The organism is Erwinia sp. INIA01 (assembly GCF_025947915.1).
Lineage (GTDB): Bacteria > Pseudomonadota > Gammaproteobacteria > Enterobacterales > Enterobacteriaceae > Erwinia > Erwinia coffeiphila.
The window spans coordinates 147,777-165,773 of record NZ_JAPDNC010000007.1 but is presented as its reverse complement, the minus strand read 5'-3'; the positions used below and the strand labels follow the sequence as shown (position 1 = coordinate 165,773).

The 17,997-nt window shown below is 57.1% G+C and carries 13 protein-coding genes and 1 riboswitch; of the genes, 3 read left to right on the top strand and 10 right to left on the bottom strand.

Going from position 1 to position 17,997, the window contains the following annotated elements; genetic code table 11:
- Nucleotides 1-51: 51 nt before the first annotated feature.
- On the bottom strand, nucleotides 52-2,415 hold the full coding sequence (gene polB / locus OMR58_RS14130; RefSeq protein WP_264546239.1) for a DNA polymerase II: 2,364 nt from the start codon (nucleotides 2,413-2,415) through the stop codon (nucleotides 52-54).
- A 170-nt stretch (nucleotides 2,416-2,585) separates the two neighbouring features.
- Here polB and OMR58_RS14125 point away from each other — a divergent pair, with 170 nt between their 5' ends.
- A complete protein-coding gene (locus OMR58_RS14125) occupies nucleotides 2,586-3,347 on the top strand; it encodes a DedA family protein (protein WP_105594747.1) in 762 nt (253 codons plus the stop codon).
- Between the two features lie 12 nt (nucleotides 3,348-3,359).
- Here OMR58_RS14125 and thiQ read toward each other — a convergent pair whose 3' ends face one another.
- The 4 genes from thiQ to sgrR all read right to left on the bottom strand — a co-directional run bounded on the left by thiQ (nucleotide 3,360) and on the right by sgrR (nucleotide 8,475).
- Nucleotides 3,360-4,061: a thiamine ABC transporter ATP-binding protein ThiQ gene (gene thiQ / locus OMR58_RS14120; protein WP_264546238.1), complete on the bottom strand. Its 702-nt coding sequence runs from the start codon at nucleotides 4,059-4,061 to the stop codon at nucleotides 3,360-3,362.
- Nucleotides 4,045-5,655 carry a thiamine/thiamine pyrophosphate ABC transporter permease ThiP gene (thiP, locus tag OMR58_RS14115; RefSeq protein WP_200562058.1) on the bottom strand — a complete coding sequence of 537 codons (1,611 nt, stop codon included), beginning with the start codon at nucleotides 5,653-5,655 and terminating at the stop codon, nucleotides 4,045-4,047. The genes thiQ and thiP overlap by 17 nt, the downstream gene beginning before the upstream one ends.
- Entirely contained in the window at nucleotides 5,631-6,617 is a 987-nt protein-coding gene (gene thiB, locus OMR58_RS14110; protein WP_200545163.1) for a thiamine ABC transporter substrate binding subunit, read from the bottom strand. The genes thiP and thiB overlap by 25 nt, the downstream gene beginning before the upstream one ends.
- Nucleotides 6,618-6,655: 38 nt before the next feature.
- Nucleotides 6,656-6,774, bottom strand: a riboswitch (TPP riboswitch).
- A gap of 36 nt (nucleotides 6,775-6,810) precedes the next feature.
- Nucleotides 6,811-8,475 (bottom strand): HTH-type transcriptional regulator SgrR, encoded by a 1,665-nt coding sequence (gene sgrR, locus OMR58_RS14105; protein WP_200562060.1) that lies wholly within the window; start codon nucleotides 8,473-8,475, stop codon nucleotides 6,811-6,813.
- A gap of 250 nt (nucleotides 8,476-8,725) precedes the next feature.
- Here sgrR and OMR58_RS14100 point away from each other — a divergent pair, with 250 nt between their 5' ends.
- Nucleotides 8,726-9,910 (top strand): MFS transporter, encoded by a 1,185-nt coding sequence (locus tag OMR58_RS14100; protein WP_200562062.1) that lies wholly within the window; start codon nucleotides 8,726-8,728, stop codon nucleotides 9,908-9,910.
- A 764-nt stretch (nucleotides 9,911-10,674) separates the two neighbouring features.
- On the opposite strand, the gene leuD is transcribed toward OMR58_RS14100, so the two are convergent.
- The 5 genes from leuD to leuL all read right to left on the bottom strand — a co-directional run bounded on the left by leuD (nucleotide 10,675) and on the right by leuL (nucleotide 15,527).
- The gene (leuD, locus tag OMR58_RS14095; protein ID WP_264546237.1) at nucleotides 10,675-11,280 is read right to left on the bottom strand and encodes a 3-isopropylmalate dehydratase small subunit; all 606 of its coding nucleotides are present in this window, start codon (nucleotides 11,278-11,280) and stop codon (nucleotides 10,675-10,677) included.
- A 9-nt stretch (nucleotides 11,281-11,289) separates the two neighbouring features.
- The gene (gene leuC / locus OMR58_RS14090; protein WP_172606671.1) at nucleotides 11,290-12,690 is read right to left on the bottom strand and encodes a 3-isopropylmalate dehydratase large subunit; all 1,401 of its coding nucleotides are present in this window, start codon (nucleotides 12,688-12,690) and stop codon (nucleotides 11,290-11,292) included.
- Complete coding sequence (gene leuB / locus OMR58_RS14085) at nucleotides 12,690-13,778, bottom strand: 3-isopropylmalate dehydrogenase (protein ID WP_205066709.1); 1,089 nt, start codon at nucleotides 13,776-13,778, stop codon at nucleotides 12,690-12,692. The genes leuC and leuB overlap by 1 nt, the downstream gene beginning before the upstream one ends.
- A 2-nt stretch (nucleotides 13,779-13,780) precedes the next feature.
- Complete coding sequence (leuA, locus tag OMR58_RS14080) at nucleotides 13,781-15,349, bottom strand: 2-isopropylmalate synthase (protein ID WP_105595339.1); 1,569 nt, start codon at nucleotides 15,347-15,349, stop codon at nucleotides 13,781-13,783.
- Nucleotides 15,350-15,443: 94 nt separating this feature from the next.
- Complete coding sequence (gene leuL, locus OMR58_RS26055) at nucleotides 15,444-15,527, bottom strand: leu operon leader peptide (protein WP_105595400.1); 84 nt, start codon at nucleotides 15,525-15,527, stop codon at nucleotides 15,444-15,446.
- Nucleotides 15,528-16,271: 744 nt separating this feature from the next.
- Between leuL and ilvI the strand changes: the two genes are divergently transcribed.
- The gene (gene ilvI, locus OMR58_RS14075; protein ID WP_200545171.1) at nucleotides 16,272-17,996 is read left to right on the top strand and encodes an acetolactate synthase 3 large subunit; all 1,725 of its coding nucleotides are present in this window, start codon (nucleotides 16,272-16,274) and stop codon (nucleotides 17,994-17,996) included.
- Nucleotide 17,997: the final 1 nt, after the last annotated feature.

Below are 17,997 nucleotides of genomic sequence, written 5' to 3'. Positions count from 1 at the left end.
TTATTTGAGGAAGGGCGCTATGGTACTGGAAGGTGGCCCGTTCGTCACCTGTCAAAAAAGCCCCAACTGTCCGGTAACCAGTGTGTCGAAGTCATCTTCCAGAAACGGCAGAATGCCATCGGCGACCGGCTGCAGCTGGCGGGTAAGGTAGTGATCGTAGTCCAGCGGCGTTGTGCGCGCCTCAAGTGGCTCCGGGCCCGACGTGGCAATCACGTAGCGAATTTTCCCGCCGTTCTGGTACTGCAAAGGGTGCCCGAGCTTCTGATTCACGTCGTCGGCAATGCGTGCGGCGCGTACGTGCGGCGGCACGTTTCGCTGATAGTCACCGAGCGGTCGCCGCAGCCGTTTGCTGTAAACCAGCTGTTCATCCAGTTCGCCGTCCAGCAGCTGCCTGACCGTTTCACGGATATAATCCTGATAGGGCTGCTGTTTAAATATTTTCAGATACAGCTCCTGCTGGAATTTTTGCGCCAGCGGCGTCCAGTCGGTGCGTACCGTTTCCAGGCCTTTAAAAATCATCTTTTCGCCGCCGCTGTTTTTCACCAGGCCCGCATAGCGTTTTTTACTGCCCTGTTCCGCACCACGAATGGTGGGCATCAGAAAGCGGCTGAAGTGGGTTTCATACTCCAACTCCAGCGCACTGGTCACGCCGTATTCTGAACTCAGATGATGTTGCCACCACTGATTGACCATTTTCACCAGCCGCTGACCGATAGCGCTGGCCTGTTCTTCATCGTGGGGGGACTTGAGCCAGACGAAGGTCGAGTCGGTATCGCCGTAAATCACGTCATAGCCTTCGGCTTCAATCAGCTCCCGGGTCTGGCGCATGATCTCGTGGCCGCGCAGGGTAATGGAGGAGGCGAGGCGCGGATCGAAGAAGCGACAGGCGCTGGTGCCCAGCACGCCGTAAAACGCATTCATTATGATTTTCAGCGCCTGCGACAGCGGCTTGTTACCCTGCTTTTTTGCCGCCTCTCGCCCGGCCCAAATCTGGCTGACGATGTCCGGCAGACAGTGGTTCGTGCGGGAGAAGCGCGCGCCGCGAAAGCCGGGAACGGAATCGGCCTCATCGGGATGTGCCATGCCCTCGACCAGGCCCACCGGGTCGATCAGAAAGGTGCGGATAATTGAGGGGTACAGACTTTTATAGTCCAGAACCAGCACCGAATCGTACAGGCCGGGGCGCGAGTCCATCACGTAGCCGCCCGGGCTGGCCTCCGGGGCAATCTCACCGAGGTTGGGCGCAACGAAGCCCGCGCGGTGCATGCGCGGCAGATAAAGATGGCCGAAGGCGGCCACCGAGCCGCCGTGGCGATCCACCGCCAGGCCGTTAACCGAGGCGCGCTCCAGCAAAAACGGCATCAGCTCGGTATGCTGGAAAATGCGGGTGACCAGCTCGCAGTCCTTCAGGTTGTAGTGTGCCAGCGCCGGTTTATCTTCGGCAAAGCGCTGGTTGATCTCCTCCATGCGCTGCCAGGGATTGTTAATCGCCTTGCCCTCGCCGAGCAGCTCGCGGGAAACGGCCTCCAGACTGAAAGAGTCGAAGTTCCAGAAGGCCGATTTCAGCGCTTCAATACCGTCGATAATCAGCCGACCGCTGGCCTGCGCAAAGAAAATGCCCGGTTTGAAACCGTGTTCGCGCCACTCCAGCACGTTGCTGCTGCCGCGCCCCAGACGCAGCGGAATGCCGTAGCGATCGGCATGTTTTTGCAGCACGCGCAGGTCAAACTGCACTACGTTCCAGCCGATCAGCACGTCGGGATCGTGGCGGGCAAACCAGTTGTTGAGTTTCTCCAGCAGCTGTGGACGGCTGGAAACGTATTCCAGATTAAAATCGATACTGCTGGCATCGCCGTTCGCCGGGCCGAGCATATACACATCGCGCTGGCCGCAGCCCTCCAGGCCGATGCAGTAAAGCTCGCCGTGCTGGGTGGTTTCGATATCCAGCGATACCCATTTCAGCGGCGGGCGATAGTCGGGGTGAGGTTTTAAGCGGGTGTTCACCAGTCTGGCTCCGGCGGGCTGGCCGCTGAACCAGACGGCGGCAGTGATAAACCGTTCCATCAAAAAACGTTCCGGGGGGCGGACATCGGCTTCGAAAAGGACAATGCCGTTTTCACGCAGCAGTTTTTCCAGTTTCTGCAGCTGGCGATACTGTTTGCAGTACAGACCGACCACCGGACGCTGGCGGAAATCTTTCAGGCTCAGGGGGGCAAAGCGCCAGTCGCGTTCGCCGGCCAGCAGCGCACTGGCGGCAGCCTGCTGTTCAGCGGGGAGAAAGGCCACCGACTCCTGCGGCGGCAGCACCACGCACTGCGGGCCGCTGTCGGTTGCCAGCCACAGGGTAATTTCGCTGCCTGAGGGCGTATCCCGCCAGTGGCGGGTTAACAGAAATCCTGCTTGTGCGTTATTCACCCTGACCTCGTTATGCTGTTCATTAGACAATAATAGCATGTTTATTTATACAGTGTTCATTAGGCGGCTACCTGAATTCTCGTCGCTATGCATTCGTATACAAATCTCGCCTTGACGCTTTTTAACTCTCTCAGGACAATCCGAGGTCCTGAAAATCGTTTTGGAACATTATGGAAGCCTGGCTGCAACACATCATTACTCAATCGCTGGCGTGGTCGCTGCTGGCCGTTGGGCTGGTGACCTTTTTAGAATCTCTGGCGCTGGTGGGGCTGCTGCTTCCCGGCACCGTGCTGATGGCTTCCTTTGGCGCGCTGATTGGCAGCGGGCAGGTGGCGCTGTATCCCGCCTGGCTGGCGGGGATTATTGGCTGCCTGCTGGGGGACTGGATCTCGTACTTTATCGGCTGGCAGTTTAAGGGGCCGCTGCACCGCTGGTCGTTTATCAAACGGCACCAAAAATTAATGGATAAAACCGAGCATGCCCTGCACGAGCACAGCATGTTTACCATTATCGTCGGGCGATTTATCGGACCGACGCGACCGCTGATCCCGCTGGTTGCCGGCATGCTTGAGCTGCCGGTGCGCAAGTTTTTACCGCCGAACATCATCGGCTGCCTGCTGTGGCCACCGCTTTATCTGCTGCCGGGTATTCTTGCCGGGGTGGCGATTGACGTGCCGAAAGATGCCAGCAGCGGCCTGTTTAAATGGCTGCTGTTGCTGGTGGCTATCGTTGTGTGGCTGGGCTTCTGGCTGAGCTGGCGCTGGCTGCGGGCGAAAAAGCAGCACGACTGGGCCACTCCTTATCTGCCTGCATCACGTCTGCGCTGGCTGGCTCCGTTCATGCTGGTTCTGGCTATCGGCAGCTTTATTGCCATTCAGTTCCATCCGCTGATGCCGGTGTTCCGCCATCTGCTGTGGCAGGTTTTCTTCTGAGTGTTACGGGGGTTAACGGCGTTTGATCCCCAAAATCTCCGCTTCATCGACTTCGCCCTGCTGTAACTGTACGGTGCTGCCGTCCCAGTAAACTCTGCCGTCCACAATCAGCAGGCTGCGCGGCGCGATGCGCGCCGCATCTTCAATACTGTGTGACACCATCAGCAGCGTGATATTGCGCTCGTTGCATACTTCATCCACCAGTTCCAGCATCTCCTTACGCAGCGCCGGGTCGAGCGCGGAAAAGGGCTCGTCCAGCAGCAGGATCGGCTGTTGCCTGACCAGGCAGCGGGCGAGAGCCGCACGCTGGCGCTGGCCGCCGGAGAGCTGATGCGGCAATCTTTGCAGCTGTTCTTCCAGCCCGACGCGGCGGGTAATCTCCTGAAGAGCCTGTTTTTGCTGGTGGCTCAGCTTCAGGCCCGGATGCAGCCCCAGCCCGATGTTTTGCGCAACCGTTAAATGTGGGAAGAGATTGTTCTCCTGAAACAGCATCGATATCGGGCGTCTGGCCGGGGGAGAATCACGATGATCCTGACCATCCAGCAGCAGGCTGCCGCTGCTGGCAGGCAGAAAACCGGCAATCAGGCTCAGCAGCGTGCTTTTACCCGCGCCGCTGGGGCCAAGGATCGCCAGTCGCTCACCCGCCTGTGCGCTGAAGGTAAAGCGCATTGGCAGATGGTTATAGAGGTAGGTCAGGTTAGTCAGGCTTAGCATGGCGCCCCGGCAGTTTTTCAATCAGGGTGAATAACAGGAAGCAGAGCAGCAGCAGTAGCAGCGCGGTGACCGCCCCTTCGCTGCTGCGGTATGAGCCAATCTGCTGATGAAGATAAAACGGCAGCGTGCGGAAACTTTCATTACCGAACAGCGCCACCACGCCAAAATCACCAATCGACAGCACGCAGGCAAACGCCAGCGCCTGGGCCAGCGGCCGCTTCAGCGCGCGCAGCTCTATCAGCTTCAGGCGGTTCCAGCCGCGAATATCCAACGAAAGGCACAGGCGGTTATAGCGTTCGGCAATGTCGCGCAGCGGGTTTTCCAGCACCTTCATCGCGTAGGGAATGGCCATCAGTGCGTTAGTAAAAATCACAATGCCGTCCGCCGACTGCGGCAGGCCGACCGTGGCGTTGAGCAACAGGAAAAAACCGGTCGCCAGTACGATACCCGGCATGGCGAGGATCAGCATTCCGCTCAGTTCCAGCGTCTGCCCCCAGCGGGGATGCTGGCGCAGACGCAGCTCGCGGCTGCTCCACAGTAGCATCACCGTCAGTATCACGCTCAGCACCCCTGCACCCAGCGCAATGCGCAGTGAGGTAAAGGTGGCCTGCCAGAGCGCGGGCTGAATCAATACGCCGCTCAGCCCCTGGCGCAGCCCGTCAACAACGACCGCCAGCAGCGGCGGCAGGATCAGCAGCAGCGCCAGCGTAATCGTCAGACCGTCCAGCAGTCGGGCGCAGCGGCTGTCTTCCGGGTTTCGCCAGCCGCCAAGGCTGTCGCTTCCCGCGGGCATGGCTTTGTTGAGACGCTGGCTGAGCAGTACCAGGCCCAGACAGCAGCACATTTGCAGCAGCGCCAGGAGCGCCGCTCTGCCGGGATCGTAATCAAAGCTTAGCGCCTGGAAAATGGCCAGTTCGATAGTGGTGGCGCGTGGCCCGCCGCCCAGCGACAGTACGGTGGCAAAGCTGGCGAAGCAGAGCATGAAAATCAGTGCACCGGCGGGCAGAATCTGGCGACGCAGCCACGTCCACTCCACAATACGAAAGTGCGTCCAGCCTCGCAGACCAAGCTGTGCCGCAAGCTGGCGCTGCTCGCCGGGGATTTGCTGTAGCGCCTGTAGCAGCAGTCGACTGGCCAGCGGCAGGTTAAAGAAGATATGGGCCAGCAGAATGCCCTGTAGACCGTAGGGGGTAAAAGTATAGCTGATGCCGATCAGTGAACAAAATTCCGCCAGCCAGCCGCTGCGGCCATACACGCTGAGGATGCCGAAGACGGCAACCAGCACCGGCAGTACCAGCGTCATGGCGCACAGGCGTAACAGGGTGCTGCGGCCGGGAAAGCGACGGCGATAGAGCGCGCGCGCCAGCGGGATGGCGGGCAGCACCGACAGCAGGGCAGAAAGCAGCGCCTGCCAGAACGAAAAGCGCAGCACGTGCCAGAGATAGCTGTCCGAGATGAGGCTGCGCCAGTCGCTCTCCGGCGCGTTAAACCACAGCGACAGGAATGCCAGCAGGGCGATCCCGGCCAGCATTATCGCCGTCAGACCGCCCGGGATCAGCCAGCCGGGGATCAGCGGCTGACGGCGCGTTGCCATTCACCGATCCACTGACTGCGCTGGCTGGCAACGTCCTGCGGGCTGTACTGCAGCGTCGTCGCCGGAACGGTGAGCGTGTCAAAACCGGCAGGCAGGGTAGTTTTGATCGCCGGATACATCCAGTTGCCGGTAGCAATGGTGTTCTGGAAAGCCGGTGTCAGCAGGAATTGCATAAACTCCTGCGCCAGCTTCGGCTGTTTGCTGGCCTTGAGCTGACCGGCTACTTCCACCTGCAGATAGTGGCCTTCGCTGAAGTTGGCGGCGGCGTACTGGTCTTTCTTCTCTTCAATCAGGTGGTAGGCGGGGGAGGTGGTGTAGCTCAGCACCATATCGCTTTCGCCTTTCAGGAACAGGCCGTAGGCTTCGCTCCAGCCCTTGGTGACGGTGACGGTTTTCTGTGCCAGTTTCTGCCAGGCTGCCGGAGCCTGTTCGCCATACACCTTCTGCATCCACAGCAGCAGACCCAGGCCCGGCGTGCTGGTGCGCGGATCTTCATAAATCACTTTGAGCGGACGATCGCTCTCAACCAGCTCCTTCAGACTTTTCGGCGGGTTTTGCAGGCGGGTTTTGTCGTAAACGAAGGCAAACCAGCCGTAGTCAAAGGGCACAAAGGTGCTGTTTTTCCAGCCGCCGGGAACGCTGCTGCTGTCGGTATTGACCTGGCTGGCGGCGAACAGACCGGTTTTTTCGGCCGCATCCAGCAGGTTGTTGTCCAGACCCAGCACCACGTCGGCCTGGCTGTTCTTACCCTCCATCCGCAGACGGTTGAGCAGCGAAACGCCATCCGCCAGCGCGACGAACTTCAGCTCGCAGTTGCACTGTGCCTCAAAGGCTTTTTTGACCGCCGGACCGGGGCCCCAGTCGGCGGAGAACGAATCGTAGGTATAGACGGTCAGTACGTCTTTCGCGGCAGCGGCGGGCAGCGAGAACAGCACCAGCAGAGGTAAGATTTTTTTTAGCACTTTGCGTTCCTTGAAAAGAAGATGCGCAAAGGATCTGAGCAGACAGCACTCTCAAATCCCTACGCCGGTATGAGCCGGATCAGGTTCGACGGGTTTTCTCTCAGCGGTATCACTCTGCTGCCGGGCAACCGGGTTATCCGCACCCCGTTGAGAACGGCTTATTCTAGAGAGTTCACTCCGCTAACGAAAGCACTCATGCCTCATCCGGTGGCGCAAACCAGGCGGATTTGAAATCGAACCAGCCCAGGGTGTTCATTCTTACGCCGCGCATGCTGCGCTGGCCGTGCAGTTGCAGCCAGTGGTGGAACAGCGGGTGCAGATAATGATTGTCGATCAGCTGCTTGCTCCACTCGGCCAGCGGCAGCTTCTGCTCCCGCCACTGCTGCGCATCCTGCTGCCAGTCGATGGGAATGCAGTGATGCATCAGTGGAACTTCATACAGCAGCGAGAACAGCGAGAAATCCAGCGGTAACGTAAAGTTGGCGCTGCCCAGCCAGATATCACTGTCGGCGTTTCCCTGATGCCAGCTCTCGTAGTCCAGTTCCTGGGTTATCAGCTCCACGCCGTGCGCGGCAAGAATGGGGCCCAGAGCGTTGGCGATGCCCTGGTGTTCAATCTGATCGCTGTACCAGGTAATGGTCAGCGAATCCAACCCTTCGGGTTTATCGGTCATCTCCATATCGTGGCGATGGTGCCAGCGCGGCAGCAGGCCCCATGCCGGGAACCAGTAACGCTGATAGGCAATCCCGCTGTGGTTGAGCAGGGTAATCGGGTTGAAGATTGAACTCAGCCAGCGGCGAACGGCCTCGTTACGGCCCAGTTCGGAGCGCTGGTCAAACAGCAGGAAATAGCAGCCTTCTTCGAGACGGCTCTCCTGCGGCTGCTCGTCGGTATCGTCGCTTTGCAGCTTCACGCCCGAGTAAACCAGCTCATCGCTGATTTCCGGTAGCACCCAGATATTGACCTCATCAATCAATGCGCGGTAGCCAAAATAGTCGTCGAAGGCGCTGATACGCAGCTGGCTTTGTTGATTGTGCTCGACGGCATAGGGGCCGGTTCCCGTTGGCTGGCGGGCGAAATTGCGAATAAACGGCCACTCTTTTGGCAGGATCATCGCGCTGACGCTGGCCAGCAGCCACGGAAGCCAGCTGTCGGTATGTTTGAGGTGAATGTCCAGCGTCCACGGCGCATTGGATTCAATACGTTCGAAGTGGCTGAATAACGGTTGCTCCTTTAAGCGCTGCAGGCTGGTGATAACGTCTGCCATATCCAGTTCGCGACCGTGGTGGAAGCGAATGGCCGGGCGCAGAAAGAATCGCCAGTGCAGTGGGCTCAGCTGTTGCCAGTGGTGGGCGATATCCGGTTCAGCTTCCCCGTTTTCCTCATTTATTCGCGCCAGACCGCTGAAAATCTGGCGGGCCAGATGGGTTTCCGATCGCCGCAGCGGCGTGCCTGGCAGCAGGTTAAGCAGTGGGCGATAGTAAAGTACGCGGAGGATATGTTTGCCCTGGCGGAAACTGCGTCCGAGATGGGAAAGCAGCATCTGCCGCACGCGGTTTTTATCCCCCACTAACTGCACCAGCTGGTCGATACGGTCCTGTTCCAGCAGATCCTCAGCACGCTGCTGCTGTAGGGCCAATCCGGTGTAGAGAAAGCTGAGCCGTGAACGCTTGCCGCGCCCGGCTTCCGCCTGCCACTCCAGCCAGCCCGCCTCCTGCATGGCATTCAGCAGATTGCGCATATGGCGCCGCGAGCAGCTGAGCCGTACTGCCAGATCGTTAAGCGTGGTTTCCTGCGGCTGGCCGTCGCAGTATTGCCAGAGCCGGATAAATTGCTGCTGCAAGCGCGGTGAGGACATAAAAGAGGAACTCCGTAGTGAAAGCGGTCAGTTTTTCCTGCCGTATATTACGGCGATAATGGCAGCAGATGGAAGAGCGGGAGGCACTCTACGGAGTGGCGCTTGGCCATCTTTAGTGGCTGAGGTCACTGATTTCTGAGTATGGTGCTGTTCACCAGCCAGCGGGCAAAAATGTCGCTGGCTTTTTTCGTCGTTTCTCTTCTAAGCTTTTGCATTATTTCTCCCTTTTTTATGCCAGTGAGGCATTGCTATGAAATCGCTGTTGGCGCGTCATCGTTTTAATCCGGTCTATCTGGCGTTTATGGCGATTACGTTTATGGTCGGCATTGCCGGTGCGCTACAGGCACCGACGCTCAGCCTGTTCCTCAGCCGTGAAGTCGACGTGCGGCCGTTCTGGGTGGGGCTGTTCTACACGGTGAATGCAGTGGCGGGGATTGTGGTCAGCCTGCTGCTGGCGAAGCGTTCCGATAATCGCGGCGATCGCCGTATGCTGATTTTGTTTTGCTGCGCCATTGCCGTGGCAAACGCCGTGCTGTTTGCGTTTAATCGCCATTATCTGACGCTGATTACGCTGGGCGTGATGCTGTCCGCCATTGCCAGCGTGGCGATGCCGCAGATTTTTGCTCTGGCGCGGGAGTATGCCGACAGTTCGGCACGCGAGGCGGTGATGTTCAGTTCGGTGATGCGTGCGCAGATGTCGCTGGCGTGGGTCATCGGGCCGCCGCTCTCCTTCTCGCTGGTTCTGAATTTCGGTTTCACTCTGATGTTCGGCATCGCCGCGCTGCTGTTTGTAGTCTGCATGGCGATGATCTGGTTTACCCTGCCGTCGGTGCCCCGAGCGCTGCCGACTACGGCGATGCCGGTGGCTGAGGTTAGCGGATTGAAGAACACCGATGTGCGGCTGCTGTTTATCGCTTCGGTGCTGATGTGGTCCTGCAACAGTATGTACATTATTGATATGCCGCTGTATATCAGCAGCACGTTGGGGCTGCCGGACTCGCTGGCGGGGCTACTGATGGGTACTGCCGCCGGGCTGGAAATTCCGGTGATGCTGCTGGCCGGGCGCTACGTCAGGCGTACCGGCAAGCGCAATATGATGCTGCTGGCGGTGGGCTGCGGCGCGCTGTTCTACCTTGGGCTGGTGCTGTTACAGAATCGCGCGGCGCTGATGGTTTTGCAGCTGTTTAACGCGGTGTTTATCGGCATTATCGCCGGGATTGGCATGATCTGGTTCCAGGATTTAATGCCCGGGCGGCCGGGTGCGGCGACCACGCTGTTTACTAACAGTATTTCGACCGGGGTGATTCTGGCCGGGATATTCCAGGGGACGGTGGCGGAAAACTTTGGTCATCATGCGGTTTATATTCTGGCGTTTGCTCTGGTGCTGGTGTCGTTTGCGCTGTCGTGGCGGATTCGGGAGGCGAGGGCGGTATAATAATGTTGGGTGCCTGGGTTTGTTTGGCTTGAGCGTTCGATACACGGGATTGTTTTGCTGTGAATCGGGTGCCCTGGCTGACCGTTACGGGCAGATCGCCGAGACGCCGTAAATACGTCCCCGTAGGCTTGGCTGCCGCATCCCTGCGGCAGACACCCGGCTAACCTGTCCCGTAACGGTCGGCCTTTCATACAGTGGTGTTGCTGTTGGATGACAAGGCTGTGAACTCGGTGCCGCTGCTGACCGTTACGGGCAGATCGCCGGGTCGCCGTGAATACGTCCTTGTAGGCTTGGCTGCCGCGTCCCTGCGGCAGACACCCGGCTAACCTGTCCCGTAACGTTCGGCCTTTCAGGCAATGCTGTTGCTGTTGGATGACAAGGCTGTGAACTCGGTGCTGCGGCTGACCGTTACGAGCAGATCGCCGGGTCGCCGTGAATCCTCCCTGGAGGCTTGGCTGCCGCATCCTTGCGGCAGACACCCGGCTAACCTGTCCCGTAACGTTCAGCCTTTCAGGCAATGGTGTTGCTGCGGGAAACATCGGTTTTTAACGAACAGCAACGAATTTGTTAACAGGCAATCGGTGTGGGCCGGGTTCGCAGACCGTCGGGCGCATGGACGCGCCCGTCGAGGCTACAGGGAGGTATCCACGCCGAGTCGGCGAACCCGGCCCACACCGATAAGCCAGGCACTGAGCATGTAGCGACAAAATCCCACACCGATACGCCAGACATCAGGTTTTCCGCGATCTCAAACCCAACTGCAATCAGCGTAAAAACACCGGCTGCTTCTCTTCATAAGCACCGATCGCCGCATCATGCTGAAGCGTCAAACCAATCGCATCCAGACCGTTCAGCAGACAGTGACGGCGGAAGCTATCAATCTCAAAACGATACGCCTTGCTGTTCGCCCGCACCTGCTGATTCTCCAGATCGACGGTGATCTGCATCCCCGGATCGGCGGCGACCATGCGGAACAGCTCATCCACTTCGTCTTCCGCCAGCGATACCAGCAGCAGCTGATTATTGAAGGAATTGTTGGCAAAAATATCGGCAAAATCAGAACCGACAATCGCCTGAATACCATAATCGGTCAGCGCCCACGGGGCATGCTCGCGCGATGAACCGCAGCCAAAGTTTTCACGAGTCAGCATAATGCTGGCACCGCTGAACTCCGGCTTGTTCAGAATGAAATCCGGGTTATTGATCTTGCCTTCTACATCGCTATAGCGCCAGTCGAAGAACAGATTGCGGCCGAAACCGGTACGGGTCACCATCTGCAAAAACTGCTTAGGGATAATCGCATCGGTATCGACATTGGCCAGATCCATCGGCACGGCAACGCCGGTGTGTTGAGTAAATTTCTTCGCCATATTAATTCCTTACGCCAGCTCGCGGATATCTGCAAAGTGACCGGCTACCGCCGCCGCTGCCGCCATCGCCGGGCTGACCAGGTGAGTACGTCCGCCACGCCCCTGACGACCTTCAAAGTTGCGGTTGCTGGTGGATGCGCAGCGCTCGCCCGGACTTAACCGATCGTTGTTCATCGCCAGGCACATTGAACAGCCCGGTAAGCGCCACTCAAAACCGGCATCAATAAAGATCTTATCCAGACCTTCCGCTTCGGCCTGTGCTTTTACCGGACCCGAACCCGGCACCACATAACCCTGTACGCCCTCGGCAATTTTATGGCCTTTCACTACCGCCGCCGCCGCACGCAGGTCTTCAATGCGTGAGTTGGTGCAGGAGCCGATAAAGACTTTATCGATGCGCACATCGGTCAGGCGAATACCGGGTTTCAAATCCATGTAGGCCAACGCTTTCTCGGCGGAGGCGCGCTCCACCGGATCGCTGAATGAAACCGGGTCGGGAATCGGGTCGCTGACGGCAATCACCTGGCCGGGGTTGGTGCCCCAGGTGACCTGTGGTGCGATATCCGCCGCTTCGAGCGTGACCACTTTATCAAAGTGCGCGCCTTCATCGGATTTCAGCGTACGCCAGTAATCCACCGCCTGCTGCCACAGATCGTCTTTTGGCGCGAAGCGGCGACCCTTAACGTAGTTAAAGGTGGTGTCATCCGGCGCAACCAGGCCCGCTTTCGCACCCAGTTCAATGGCCATATTGCACAGGGTCATACGACCTTCCATGCTCAGTGCTGCCACCGCCTCACCGCAGAACTCGACGACGTGGCCGTTGCCGCCACCGCTGCCGGTTTTACCGATAATCGCCAGCGCGATATCTTTGGCGGTGATCCCCGGTGCCGTTTTACCGCGAACTTCCACCTTCATGGTTTTCGCTCGCGCCTGCTTCAGCGTCTGTGTTGCCAGCACGTGTTCCACTTCGGAGGTGCCGATACCAAACGCCAGCGCGCCCAGCGCGCCGTGGGTCGAGGTGTGTGAATCGCCGCAGACGATGGTCATGCCCGGCAGAGACAGGCCCTGTTCCGGTCCCATCACGTGGACGATGCCCTGAAACTGATGGCTGAGATCGAACAGCTGTACGCCAAAGGCTTCACAGTTCTTGATCAGCATCGACATCTGAATTCGCGCCATCTCACCACTGGCGTTAATGTCCCGGCTCTGGGTAGAAACGTTGTGATCCATGGTGGCGAAGGTTTTTGACGGCTGGCGCACCGGGCGTCCGTGTGCGCGCAGGCCGTCAAAGGCCTGCGCTGACGTCACCTCATGAACGAGGTGACGATCGATATAGATCAGCGGTGTTTCATTGGGTGCTTCGTGCACGACATGCGCATCAAACAGCTTCTCGTACAGTGTTTTCATAATTATGCTTCGCGAATAAACCGGGCAATGATGTCGCCCATTTCATCGGTGCCGATAGCCTTGCCGTTGCCGGCTAAGTCACCGGTGCGATAACCTTCTTCCAGCGCACGGCTGATGGCCTGCTCAATGGCATCAGCGGCGTTACCTGCGTCCAGGCTGTAACGTAACAGCAGCGCCAGCGACAGGATTTGAGCGATTGGGTTAGCGATATTTTTACCGGCAATGTCCGGTGCTGATCCGCCCGCCGGTTCAAACAGGCCAAAGCCCTGTTCGTTGAGGCTGGCAGAGGGCAGCATGCCCATTGAGCCGGTGATCATCGCGCACTCATCTGAAAGGATGTCGCCAAACAGGTTAGAACACAGCATCACGTCGAACTGTGACGGCGCTTTGATCAGCTGCATGGTGGCGTTGTCGATATACATATGGCTCAGCTCAACGTCCGGGTAGTCCTGGGAGACTTCGGTGACGATCTGGCGCCAGAGAATTGAGGACTGCAGCACGTTGGCTTTATCGATTGAGGTCACTTTCTTACGGCGCTTGCGCGCTGACTCGAAGGCGATACGCGCAATGCGTTCGATTTCGAAACGGTGATACACCTCGGTATCGAAGGCGCGTTCGTGCATACCGCTGCCTTCACGGCCTTTCGGCTGACCGAAGTAGATCCCGCCGGTCAGTTCACGTACCACCAGGATATCGAAACCTTTATCAGCAATGTCGCGGCGCAGGGGGCAGAATTCTTCCAGCCCCTGATACAGGCTGGCCGGGCGCAGGTTGCTGAACAGTTTGAAGTGTTTACGCAGCGGCAGCAGCGCGCCGCGCTCAGGCTGCTCGGCCGGGGGCAGATGTTCCCATTTCGGGCCACCCACGGAACCAAACAGGATCGCATCCGCCTGCTCGCAGCCTTTTACCGTCGCTTCCGGCAATGGAACGCCGTGCCGATCGATGGCGATGCCGCCAACGTCATATTCGCTGGTGGTAATGCGCAGGCCGAAGCGCTGGCGAATGGCTTCTAATACTTTGCCTGCCTGGGCCATGACTTCGGGTCCGATGCCGTCACCGGGTAATACAGCGAGATGATAGGTTCTGGACATGATTACACGGTTTCCTTTTGATCCTGTTGAGTCGACTTACGTTGCAGTTCCTGCTCGACCTGGCGGGCGCGCCAGATATTGTTCAGCGCATGCACCATGGCTTTAGCGGAAGATTCGACGATATCGGTCGCCAGACCGACGCCGTGGAATTTGCGTCCATTATATTTCACCACGATGTCCACCTGGCCCAGCGCGTCTTTACCGTGACCTTTTGCGGTCAGCTGATAGTTAATCAGTTCGGCGTCAAAATCGGTAATGCGGTTGATAGCCTGGTATACCGCATCGACCGGGCCGTTGCCGGTTGCGGCTTCGGTTTTCTGCTCTTCGCCGCACAACAGCTGCACGGTAGCGGTGGCGATCACGCTGGAACCGGACTGTACGTTGAAAGTATCCAGTGAGAAGAACTCTGGCTCTTCAGACTGTTTGTTGATAAACGCCATTGCTTCCAGATCGTAATCAAAGACCTGGCCTTTCTTGTCCGCCAGCGCTTTGAAGTCTTCGTACAGGGTATCCAGATTATAATCCGATTCGCTGTAGCCCATTTCTTCCATACGGTGCTTAACGGCTGCGCGACCGGAACGTGAGGTCAGGTTCAACTGTACCTGCTTCAGGCCAATGGATTCCGGGGTCAGGATCTCGTAGTTTTCACGGTTTTTCAGCACGCCGTCCTGGTGGATACCGGAGGAGTGAGCGAAGGCATTGGAACCAATTACCGCTTTATGCGCCGGGATTGGCATATTGCAAATCTGGCTGACGGTCTGGCAGGTACGGTAGATTTCCTGGTGGTTGATGCGGGTATGCACATTCATCAACTGGCCGCGGGTTTTAATCGCCATGATAGTCTCTTCCAGCGCACAGTTACCTGCACGTTCGCCCAAACCGTTCATCGCACCTTCAATCTGGCGCGCACCGGCGTTGACGGCGGCCAGCGCGTTGCCAACGGCCATGCCCAGATCGTCATGGGTGTGTACGGACAGAATCGCTTTGTCGATATTTGGCACGCGTTCGCGCAGCTGGGTGAAGATGTTGGCGTATTCGTAAGGCAGGGTATAACCGACGGTATCCGGAATGTTGATGGTGGTGGCACCGGCGTTAATTGCGGCTTCCACTACGCGGCACAGATCGTCGATTGGCGTACGCCCGCCATCCTCGCATGAGAATTCCACGTCATCGGTATAATTACGCGCACGCTTCACCATCTTCACCGCACGCTCGATGACTTCCGGCAGGGTGCTGCGCAGTTTCGTGGCGATGTGCATTGGCGACGTCGCCAGGAAGGTGTGGATACGGTAGGCCTCTGCCACGCGCAGCGCTTCGTAAGCTGCGTCGATATCTTTTTCCACACAGCGTGCCAGCCCGCAGACGCGGCTGTTTTTGATTTGGCGAGCGATAGTCTGTACGGATTCAAAATCACCGGGTGAAGAAACCGGGAAGCCGACCTCCATCACATCCACGCCCATACGCTCCAGTGCCAGGGCAATCTGTAGTTTTTCTTTCACACTCAGGCTGGCCTGTAATGCCTGCTCACCATCACGCAGAGTGGTATCGAAAATAATGACTTGTTGGCTCATGGGTTAATTCCTTGTCTTGATTACGTCGGGCCTGGCCGCGAGCATAAAAAAACCCGCGCATTGGCGCGGGTTTTTTAGGTCTTGCAGGCCTGAATCAGTGATTGATTCCGCCCACTCGTCTACCGCGCAACGAAGATGCGTTTAGTAGTAGACCGAGTAGGCGGATGGAACGAATCATTGATTCAAACCTCATAAATTCAAAGTGACATTATTGATACCTGATAACGGGGCGGGCTGTCAACTTTCGCTATGGGGTTATTAGCGCGTGACCCACAATGCCTTAAGGAAAATATTCTGGCGGCTGGCTGCACTTCAGAAGAATAGCCAGCTGAAATGTGTTTTCGATCGGGAAATGACGGGCTTAACGATGATTTACTGCGTTATTTTTATTTTTAACTGATTGATTTTAAATCTTTTTCTTGGTTTTTTTGTAGTGATGGTTTGAAGTGATGCTTTCGGTTTTTTTGGATAAAAATATTATCTTTTCTTTAAAACTCAGAAGATATAACTAAAAAAAACCAACAGCCAGCGTGGCCCTCCATGTTTTTTATCCCGCTCAGTTTTAATAACAAAACGATCGCGCTGATAATTAACTAAAGTGCAGTACATTCAGCTTTTATAACGCTTTAAGTTCAGTGTTATTGTCGATAGCAGAGGCTGCGGGGCAGAGCCTTAATCATCCCTTTCCGTACCCTGTGTGTGGTTTGCCGTTTGCCTGCCAGGTTTTCTACGGTTATGGTAATCGGCATAACCTCAAACCAAAAAAATGACCAGGGTTCTGCCCTGTACCTGGATTTTGGAAATGACTTCCAATTTCTGAGCATATAAAACACGGGTTTTGATCTTATCTGACAGCGGGTTCAGCGAGTCAAAGAAAGGCTGCTTGTTGGATAACTCAGTACCTTAAAGCCTGGAGGCAAAGATGGAGATGTTGTCAGGAGCCGAGATGGTGGTCCGATCGTTAATCGATCAGGGCGTAAAACATGTATTCGGCTACCCCGGTGGAGCGGTCCTTGATATTTATGACGCTCTGCAAACCGTTGGTGGTGTTGACCATATCCTGGTCCGCCACGAGCAGGGCGCAGTGCATATGGCGGATGGTTATGCGCGCGCAACCGGCGATGTCGGTGTCGTGCTGGTGACCTCCGGCCCTGGCGCGACTAATGCGATCACCGGTATCGCTACGGCCTATATGGATTCCATTCCAATGGTTGTACTTTCCGGCCAAGTGATGTCCTCTCTGATTGGCTACGATGCCTTCCAGGAGTGCGACATGGTGGGAATTTCGCGCCCGGTTGTGAAGCACAGCTTTATGGTGAAAAGCGTTGAAGAAATTCCGACCATCATGAAGAAAGCCTTCTGGCTGGCGGCGAGCGGTCGTCCTGGCCCGGTTGTTGTCGATCTGCCGAAAGATATGATGAACCCGGCGAATAAGCTGCCTTATGTCTGGCCGGAAGAAGTCAGCATGCGTTCTTACAACCCGACAACGCAGGGTCATAAAGGCCAGATTAAACGTGCGCTGCAAACGCTATTAGCGGCGAAGCAGCCGGTGATTTATGCCGGTGGCGGCGTGATTAACGCCGCCTGTCATGATGAGCTGCGTCAGCTGGCGGAAAAACTTAACGTACCGGTTACCACCTCGCTGATGGGCCTGGGAGCCTTCCCCGGCACGCATCGCCAGTGCGTGGGCATGCTGGGCATGCACGGCACTTACGAAGCCAACATGACCATGCACCATTCCGACGTGATCTTTGCCGTTGGCGTGCGCTTCGATGACCGTACGACTAATAACCTGGCAAAATACTGCCCGAATGCCACCGTGCTGCACATTGATATCGATCCGACATCAATTTCCAAAACCGTGGCAGCGGATGTACCGATTGTCGGTGATGCGAAGCTGGTTCTGCAGCAGATGCTGGAACTGCTGGCACAAAGCGACGCGCAGCAGAACTATGACAGTCTGCGCGACTGGTGGCAGCAGGTTGACCAGTGGCGCGCGCGCCAGTGCCTGGAGTTCGATCGCACCAGCGATAAAATCAAGCCGCAGGCGGTTATCGAAACCATTTGCCGCCTGACCAAAGGTGATGCCTATGTTACCTCTGACGTGGGTCAGCACCAGATGTTTGCTGCGCTTTACTATCAGTTTGATAAACCGCGTCGCTGGATCAACTCCGGCGGTCTGGGCACGATGGGCTTCGGTCTGCCTGCCGCGCTGGGCGTGAAGCTGGCACTGCCGCAGGAAACCGTGGTGTGCGTAACCGGTGACGGCAGTATCCAGATGAATATTCAGGAGCTGTCTACCGCCCTGCAGTACGGCATTCCGGTGCTGGTGCTGAACCTCAACAACCGTTTCCTGGGCATGGTGAAGCAGTGGCAGGATATGATTTATTCTGGCCGCCACTCCCAGTCGTACATGGAATCGCTGCCTGATTTCGTTCGTCTGGCTGAAGCTTACGGCCACGTGGGCATCTCTATCAACCGTCCGGAAGAGCTGGAATCGAAGCTGGCCGAGGCGCTGGAGCAGGTGCGTAATGAGCGTCTGGTGTTTGTGGATGTGAATGTAGATGGCACCGAACACGTTTACCCGATGCATATTCGCGGTGGCGCTATGGATGAAATGTGGCTGAGCAAAACGGAGAGGACTTAAT